The sequence below is a fragment of the Lacinutrix sp. genome, from assembly GCF_037625555.1.
In the GTDB taxonomy this organism is placed as follows: Bacteria; Bacteroidota; Bacteroidia; order Flavobacteriales; family Flavobacteriaceae; genus Lacinutrix.
Genome location: NZ_JASJHV010000033.1, coordinates 1 through 8,039 on the forward strand (window position 1 = coordinate 1; position 8,039 = coordinate 8,039).

Sequence of the window (8,039 nt, forward strand, 5' to 3'; positions counted from 1 at the left end):
AGATTATTCTATAAAATCTAAAAAACATACAAATCCAATTAACTCTAAAACTAGATCTAGATTCCCAGAAATTATTAAAAATATTTCTTGGATTTACACCAATATCATAGGAGATAATGATAAAGCTTTAGCGGCTGTAAATGAGGCTGTTAAAATAGATCCTGATGACACTTCTCTTTTGTTAACAAAAGGAAGCATCTATTACAAACAAGGAAAAAAACAAAAATTTAAATAAATAATATAAGAATTAATTTCTAAATATCCAAATATCCAAATGATGTGGATTCACATTATAATATTGGTGTAATTAGTGCGGAAAACGGAGAAATAGAAACTGCCCGAAAAGCTTATTCAAGAGTTTTAACATTAGATCCTACGTATACTAAAGCTGTAATAAACTTGTCTAAAACGTGTATTGATGAAGCTGGAGAAGTTGTTGATTTAATGAATAAATTAGGAATTTCATCAGAGGAAAATAAGAGGTTTGATGATTATCATGAAGAACAAATAGCATTATATAAAAATGCAACTCTAGTATTAGAAAATATAGTTGAAAAAATTACAATTAACGATAGTAATTTAATTAGTATTTTAACCTAATTAAAAGGATTGTATTCTTTTTTACAAGATGATATAAAATACAATAATGTTAATACTAGACTTGCTGAGTTAGGAAAGTAATAATCATAAAAATAGATTTTAAAAAACAAAAAATTATCTGTTTTAAAATGATAGTATTAAATCACCTTTTTAATAACACGAAGTTTGTGTGTATGTATGCGCTTATCTACATTATATATACCTGAATGGTCTAATCTATCAATTCGTACTTTACCATGTGCATGAATAATGTAATTGTCTTTCATTATTATACCAACATGCGTAATATTACCATCAGCATTGTCAAAAAAGGCTAAATCTCCTGGTTCACTTTCTTCAATAAAACTTAAGGCTTCACCTTGTGTGGCTTGCTGAGACGCATCACGTAATAATTTGTAACCATTTAGTTTGTAAACCATTTGGGTAAAACCAGAACAATCTATACCAAAAGGTGTTTTTCCTCCCCAAAGATAAGGTGCGTTTAAATAATTAAAAGCTGTAGGTATTAACTGGTCTTTACTCTTTTTTTCTTTAGAAATTAAACCATCAAAAGAATGTTCTAAAACATTTAAACCATTAAGTTGAGAGCCTAATGGAATAGAGTAGAGTTGTTTATTTTTATCTTGAATAAATTCCACTAAATCTGAAGACATTTTTGGATTTTCATGTCTTAAATCATCATAAACATCTTTACTTATTTCAAAATATTGTTTGGTGTCTATCCAGCCTTCGTATTTATCGAAGGCTAAACGGATTTTACACCAAGATTTTCGCATTTCTAAAATTTTAAACAAATCTCCATACAAAACTTGCGATACCATTTCACTGGTATCAATATTTTCTAGTCTTAAAGGGACAATGCTTAAATTACAAATACCGTATTGCATTAGTATCAGTTAAATTAATTTCTTTCTAAAACTAATGCCGAAGCACCACCACCACCATTACAAATAGCAGCTGCACCAATTTTAGCATTATTTTGTTCTAGTACGTTTAATAATGTAATTAATATGCGAACGCCAGAGCATCCTAATGGATGACCTAATGAAACAGCACCACCATTAACATTTACATTATTATCATTTAATCCTAATATTTTCATGTTTGCTAAACCAACAACTGAAAAAGCCTCGTTAAACTCAAAGAAGTCTACATCTTTTATATCTATACCTGCTTTGTCTAATGCTTTAGGTAACGCTTTTGCAGGAGCAGTAGTAAACCATTTTGGTTCATGTGCAGCATCTGCATATCCTTTTATTGTAGCTAAAGGTTTTAAACCTAATTCTAATGCTTTTTCTTTGCTCATTAAAACCATCGCACCAGCTCCATCATTAATAGTAGAGGCATTTGCAGCCGTAACGGTTCCATCTTTAGAGAAGGCAGCACGTAGACTAGGAATTTTATCCATTTTAACGTTTTTAAATTCTTCATCTTCAGAGACTATTAAATCATCACCACGTCTTTGAGGAACGGCAACAGGAACAACTTCATTATTAAATTTTCCAGCTTCCCATGCAGCAGCAGAACGATTATAAGACTGTATTGCATAAGCATCTTGATCTTCTCTAGAAAATGTGTATTCTGTTGCGCATGCATCTGCACAAACACCCATAGCTTCTTGGCTATAAACATCAACTAAGCCATCTTTTTGCATACCATCAATTAGGCTAGCAGGTCCAAACTTAGTTGCACTTCTTGCATGAAAATAATGAGGTATTAAACTCATGTTTTCCATTCCACCAGCAACAACTATTTCTGCATCTCCAAGCTTAATTGCTTGAGCAGCTTGCATAACAGTTTTCATTCCAGATGCACAAACTTTATTAATAGTAGTACATGGAACAGTATCTGGAATGCCAGCAAATATAGCAGCTTGTCTTGCGGGTGCTTGACCTATATCAGCTTGTACCACATTTCCCATTAAAACTTCTTGAACCAATTCTGGTTTTAAATTTATTTTATCTAATGCGCCTTTAATAGCTATTGCTCCTAATTTTGGAGCTGATATAGTTGATAGAGCACCTAAAAAAATACCTATTGGAGTTCTTGCTGCCGATACAATTACTACTTCTTTATTCATTTTATATGTCTTAAATTTTATGCTTTGCGAAAATAATCAATTTTTAGTAAAAATAAGAGTGATGTAGCTATTATAAGCTATATTGAATTCATAATTTATTACATTTGAATTTAAAGAATAAATCTAATTTTAATAATGAAGGACTTAGTAAATAAATTTTATAAAAATCATGCATTGGTTTATAAGGTACTTCTCTTTATTGCTACTACTTTTTTAATTGTTTATTTGTTTCCAAAAAGCGGAAAATTTAAGTATGATTTTGAAAAAGGCAAACCTTGGCAATCTGAAACTTTATATGCACCTTTCGATTTTGCCATTCAAAAAACAACAGAAGAATTAGTGCATGAGAAAGAGCAAATACAAAAAGCAGCTATAAAGTACTTTAATTTAAATGAAACAATTAAACCAAGTGTTTTAAAAGCTTATAATGAAAATTTTAATATTTCATTTCCGGACTCTATTTATGAATCTAAAATTGGAATTAAACAATTTGGTATTACATTATTAGAAAAACTTTATGAATATGGTATAACAAACGAAAATGAATTAAATGAAAGTAAATCACCTGTTGTTATCCTAAATGATAGAGTAGAAGTTAGCAAAACAGATTTCATGAATATTTACAAGCAATCTCAAGTAAGACCAAAAATTGATGAAGAGCTTAAAAAACACAATCTAGAACAATATACAAAACCATTATCTATATTATTTTTTAATATCATAGAACCTAATCTTGAGTTTAATAAAAACCTTTCTGAAAGAGCCTTAGAAGAAAGTTTAAGCTCTATATCTTATAATAGAGGTAGTATAGAAAAGGAAACTCTAATTATTTCAAAAGGAGAAGTGGTAGAAGGTAATAAGTTTCTAATACTAAAGTCTTTAGAGTCAGAATTCGAATCTCAAGTTTGGAAAGAATCTAATTACAATTTAATAGTTTTCGCTTATACTTTACTTGTATCTCTTACGCTATTAATGCTATTATTGTTTTTAAGAAAATACCGATTAGATGTTTTTAATAATAACACCAAAGTTACTTTTATATTTTTTAATGTATTCTTAATGGTGCTGTTAACAACACTAGTTGTTAATTATGATTCAAAATTTATCTACATTGTACCAATAACAATACTACCATTGGTTTTAAAAGCTTTTTTCGATGCAAGATTAGGTCTATTTGCACATGTTATTACTGTTTTGTTATTGGGCTTTATTGTTCCGAATAGTTACGAATACATGTTTTTACAAATAATTGCAGGTATAGTAACAATACTAACAGTTTCAGAATTATATAAACGTGCAAACTTATTTATTTCTGTTGGTCAAATTACTATTATTTATATTATAGCCTATTTTGCTTTTTTCTTAATTCACGAAGGGAGTATAGACACTTTAAAATGGGACACCTTTGGTCTTTTTGTATTATGTGGCTTAGCAACACTTTTTGTACAGCCCTTAATTTATATATATGAAAAACTCTTTGGTTTAGTTTCAGATGTGTCACTTTTAGAATTGTCAGACACCAATACAAAACTATTAAAACAATTATCTAATGAAGCACCAGGAACATTTCACCATTCACTAAACGTTGCGAATTTAGCAGAAGCAGCAGCAAACGAAATTGGAGCTAATGCTATGTTAATTAGAGTTGGAGCCCTATATCATGATATTGGTAAAATGAAAAACCCAACCTATTTTACAGAAAACCAGTCCTCAGGACTTAATCCACATGATGAATTATCTCCAAAAGAGAGTGCTAAAATAATAGTAGATCACGTAATTAATGGTATTGAAATCGCTAAGAAAAACAATTTGCCTGATCGCGTTATAGACTTCATTAGAACACATCATGGAGATAGCAGTGTTTATTATTTTTACATGAAAGAGAAAGCTTTAAACGAAGATGCAGATATATTAAACTTCTCTTATCCAGGACCAAAGCCATTTAGCAAAGAGACTGCTATTTTAATGATGTGTGATAGTGTAGAAGCAGCTTCCAAAAGTTTAAAAGAGCCAACATCTACTAAAATTGATAATTTTGTAGAAAATATTCTTAATAAACAAATGGAAGATGGACAATTTCTAAACGCAAACATAACTTTTAAAGAAATTCAATCCATAAAAAAAGTGCTAAAACGCAAGCTTGCAAATATTTACCATTTAAGAATAGAATATCCTGAATAATATTTTAAAAAATTAAATAAAATTGTTGCGTTATATTAGATGTTATCTTACATTTGCATCCGCAATTTATTGCAACGTTAATACAAATATAATTGGAGAGGTGCCTGAGTGGCCGAAAGGAACGGTTTGCTAAATCGTCGTACCAGCAATGGTACCCAGGGTTCGAATCCCTGTCTCTCCGCAATTACTAGATAATCATTTTCGGGGTGTAGCGTAGCCCGGTTATCGCGCCACGTTTGGGACGTGGAGGCCGCAGGTTCGAATCCTGCCACCCCGACTTTTATTTATATGCTACGGGCTCGTAGCTCAGCTGGATAGAGCACCTCCCTTCTAAGGAGGCGGTCACAGGTTCGAATCCTGTCGGGCTCACAGAATCCTTTTCATTTACTTGAAAGGGATTTCTTGTTTAATATCCTTTTTAAATTTAATAATTACCAATGGCAAAATCTGGGAGTGCTAAAAACACGAAAAATAAAGCTAAGCACTCTAAGCTAATGGATAAGAAGAAGAATAAGCTTAGACAAGAGAAAATAGCAAGAACAGAACGCTTAAAGGCTATTGTAGCAATTTCTAAGAACGATTCAGAAAAAAAGCAATAGTTATTTATAGCTTATTACACATTATTATAGTTTTTGAATTATAGCAATTTGTTGTAAAAAACAAATAACCTTTACCACCATCTTTTAGTTTTAACTTTTCTCTAATCTTGTTTACTGTTTCCGGAAAATTTCTTGTAGTTATGTTTGCCTTATCTTCTTTAAATTCTTTTTTGAATTTCTTTTTGTTATAATCTAAAACACGTTCTATTTTAAACTTTCTACCAGGAAAATCTATTAGATTTTTAGAAGTGTAAAGATGAGAATGCTTATGTAGTTTAAATATATTAAGCTTTTCTGCTAATCTTTCAAAAGCACCAGATTTTAAAATCGCAACATTAGGCTCGTACAAATAGTCTAAAGGCTCACTTAATAAAGCACTAGCTGAGGATTCTTCATTTAATAAATAATTAAATTCTTGATTTGTTTTCTTTGTGATATTTACTGTTTTAACATCTATTTCACCATTATAATCACGTTCTAAAACCCATAATAATTCTTTTACTTCATTATTTAATGCCACACAGTGGATGGTTTTAACATGACTTAATTCTTTAATACCAGAACTTATATCCAATAGAGGAGATGTTTTAACCATGATATTGTTAGCATGTTTAAAAAGCAATTCTAGATGACTAGGAACACTTGGCATACAATCTTTGAGTAAGAACACTTTGCCTTTAATATCGTCTCGTCTAGATGGGTCTATATAAATCCAATTATAATGTTGATTTTTTTCTATTAAAGTTGTAATCCCACTCTCTTGTATACATGTAATATTTTCAATTCCAAACTGTTTATAATTGTGTTTTACAATTCGAGACAAATTGGTATCAATTTCACAATGATAAACTTGATCCATTTGTTTTGAGAAGTAATAACAATCGACTCCAAAACCACCAGTTAAATCGATTAAAGATTCACCAGAAACTAATTTTGCTTTGTATTGTGCAGTAATTTCAGAAGAGGTTTGCTCTATATTAAGCTTATTTGGATAATATATATTTTGAGTAGAAAACCATGTAATTAGCTTTTTTTTACATCGTTTTTTAGCTTCTATTTGGTCAATCAACTCTTTTGAACTTGCTTTAGAGGTTATGATGCCTTTTAATAATAATTCTACTATGTTTGATTTTATATTATCATTTATAATTGTTTGATTTTCAATATTTAAAATATGTTTATTCAAACTAATACTTATATGTTTTTAGTTAATTTTTTAACCACTTTATTTTCAGATAAAAACTCTTTCAAAATTACTTTTATAGCTGTGTAAGCAGGAACAGCTAAAATTAAACCAACGATACCAAATAAAACTCCAGCTATTAAAATAACTAAAAAGATTTCTAATGGATGGGCTTTTGTTGCCGTTGAAAATATTTTTGGCTGACTGAAAAAATTATCAATTAATTGTCCAATAACAAAACCTATAATAGCCCAAATTGTTGCAGGTAAAATAACTTCGTTAAAACTTTCTCCAAGGTTACTGGTCATGATAAGTACAATCATTAGTACACCACTAATCATAGGTCCTACATAAGGAATCAAGTTAAGTAAAGCACATAAAAATGATATTATTATTGCGTTTTCTGTTCCAGATATAAGCAGAAATATGGTATAGATGACAAATAAAATTAGTATTTGAAATATTAAACCAACAAAATAACGTGAAAGTAAATCTTTTATTTTTTCGGATGATTTTTTCCAACGTGATTCATTATTATCTGGCACAAAAGTCATCATTCCATTTTCAAATAACTTACTATCTTTTAAAAAGAAGAATGAAATAAACAAAACAGAAAATAAGCCTATACTTAAGCTTCCAAAACCACTAATTAGCGAGTTTAAAAAGTTTGGAATTAAAGAATAGTCTATCATTCCTAATAAATTTGAGTCTTTAATGGATTGTTCTACGTCTATATTATAGAGGTCAAAATAATCAATAATTTCTTTGTATAAACCCTCTACATTGTCTTGTAACTCGTTTATATTTAATAGCGATAAGTTTTGACCTTGTTCTAAAATTAAAGGGATAAATAATAACACTAAACCAACTAACAAGCCTATTAGAATAAACATAGTAACAATAACAGCAATTGTGTTTCTAAACTTTAGTTCACGCCTTAAAAACAATACAATAGGCCTTCCTATTAGGGAAATTACTGCAGCAATAGCAATGTAAACTATTATAGTTTGTACTTTATATAAAAATAATAATAGTAGAAAAACACCAAGAATTAGACCTAGTGATTTTAAAATACCATTAGAAATTGTATTAGAATTCATTTAGTAAATATATAAATAATTTAAATAAGTTGTTTTGTTATTTCATAAAGCGCAATGTTTGTTGCTTGCACTACATTCATACTACTATTTTGTCCAAACATATTAATATGAATAGTAGTGTCGCATTGTTTTAATATAGATTCTGATATGCCAAAGTTTTCATCTCCAATAATTTCCTTTGCTCTTTCTCTCATATTTCTTTTTGGGCTAACTAAACAGCAGAGAGTAACAATTCCACAATCCACAAATAATTTAGATATTTCTGCAGTTCTTCTTATGTTTTCCATTCTATCCTC

General features: G+C 29.6%; 8 protein-coding genes, 3 tRNA genes and 1 pseudogene. 7 read left to right on the top strand and 5 right to left on the bottom strand.

The features are described from left to right. Both QNK89_RS01770 and QNK89_RS01775 read left to right on the top strand, forming a co-directional pair. Positions 1-235 (top strand): annotated as a pseudogene (locus QNK89_RS01770) (hypothetical protein); the annotation flags it as partial. Between the two features lie 23 nt (positions 236-258). Further along, on the top strand, positions 259-600 hold the full coding sequence (locus QNK89_RS01775; protein ID WP_340169267.1) for a tetratricopeptide repeat protein: 342 nt from the start codon (positions 259-261) through the stop codon (positions 598-600). A 137-nt stretch (positions 601-737) separates the two neighbouring features. On the opposite strand, the gene QNK89_RS01780 is transcribed toward QNK89_RS01775, so the two are convergent. Together QNK89_RS01780 and QNK89_RS01785 are read right to left on the bottom strand one after the other, a co-directional pair. Then, a complete protein-coding gene (locus tag QNK89_RS01780) occupies positions 738-1,487 on the bottom strand; it encodes a C40 family peptidase (RefSeq protein ID WP_340169260.1) in 750 nt (249 codons plus the stop codon). Between the two features lie 14 nt (positions 1,488-1,501). Continuing rightward, positions 1,502-2,680 carry an acetyl-CoA C-acyltransferase gene (locus tag QNK89_RS01785; protein ID WP_340169261.1) on the bottom strand — a complete coding sequence of 393 codons (1,179 nt, stop codon included), beginning with the start codon at positions 2,678-2,680 and terminating at the stop codon, positions 1,502-1,504. 135 nt (positions 2,681-2,815) lie between these two features. On the opposite strand from QNK89_RS01785, the gene QNK89_RS01790 reads away from it, so the two are divergent. From QNK89_RS01790 to QNK89_RS01810, 5 genes are all read left to right on the top strand, one after another. After that, positions 2,816-4,861 carry an HDIG domain-containing metalloprotein gene (locus tag QNK89_RS01790; protein WP_340169262.1) on the top strand — a complete coding sequence of 682 codons (2,046 nt, stop codon included), beginning with the start codon at positions 2,816-2,818 and terminating at the stop codon, positions 4,859-4,861. 94 nt (positions 4,862-4,955) lie between these two features. Continuing rightward, positions 4,956-5,042 (top strand) — tRNA-Ser (locus QNK89_RS01795). Between the two features lie 21 nt (positions 5,043-5,063). After that, a tRNA-Pro gene (locus QNK89_RS01800) sits at positions 5,064-5,138 on the top strand. A gap of 18 nt (positions 5,139-5,156) precedes the next feature. After that, positions 5,157-5,230, top strand: a tRNA-Arg gene (locus QNK89_RS01805). A gap of 68 nt (positions 5,231-5,298) precedes the next feature. Then, a complete protein-coding gene (locus tag QNK89_RS01810) occupies positions 5,299-5,460 on the top strand; it encodes a hypothetical protein (RefSeq protein ID WP_340169263.1) in 162 nt (53 codons plus the stop codon). 4 nt (positions 5,461-5,464) lie between these two features. Here the strand turns inward: QNK89_RS01810 and QNK89_RS01815 are convergent, their stop codons facing one another. The 3 genes from QNK89_RS01815 to QNK89_RS01825 all read right to left on the bottom strand — a co-directional run. Then, positions 5,465-6,646, bottom strand: a complete 1,182-nt coding sequence (locus QNK89_RS01815; protein WP_340169264.1) for a class I SAM-dependent methyltransferase — start codon at positions 6,644-6,646, stop codon at positions 5,465-5,467. Between the two features lie 8 nt (positions 6,647-6,654). Beyond that, on the bottom strand, positions 6,655-7,743 hold the full coding sequence (locus QNK89_RS01820) for an AI-2E family transporter (RefSeq protein WP_340169265.1): 1,089 nt from the start codon (positions 7,741-7,743) through the stop codon (positions 6,655-6,657). 20 nt (positions 7,744-7,763) lie between these two features. Further along, the coding region (locus QNK89_RS01825; RefSeq protein WP_340169266.1) for an adenylyl-sulfate kinase at positions 7,764-8,039 on the bottom strand (276 nt) is incomplete at its 5' end.

Bases quoted from the DNA above. Each gene is read 5' to 3' on its own strand.
- QNK89_RS01780 (WP_340169260.1), bottom strand. From the start codon at position 1,487: ATGCAATACGGTATTTGTAATTTAAGCATTGTCCCTTTAAGACTAGAA.
- QNK89_RS01810 (WP_340169263.1), top strand. From the start codon at position 5,299: ATGGCAAAATCTGGGAGTGCTAAAAACACGAAAAATAAAGCTAAGCAC.
- QNK89_RS01820 (WP_340169265.1), bottom strand. From the start codon at position 7,743: ATGAATTCTAATACAATTTCTAATGGTATTTTAAAATCACTAGGTCTA.
- QNK89_RS01785 (WP_340169261.1), bottom strand. From the start codon at position 2,680: ATGAATAAAGAAGTAGTAATTGTATCGGCAGCAAGAACTCCAATAGGT.
- QNK89_RS01790 (WP_340169262.1), top strand. From the start codon at position 2,816: ATGAAGGACTTAGTAAATAAATTTTATAAAAATCATGCATTGGTTTAT.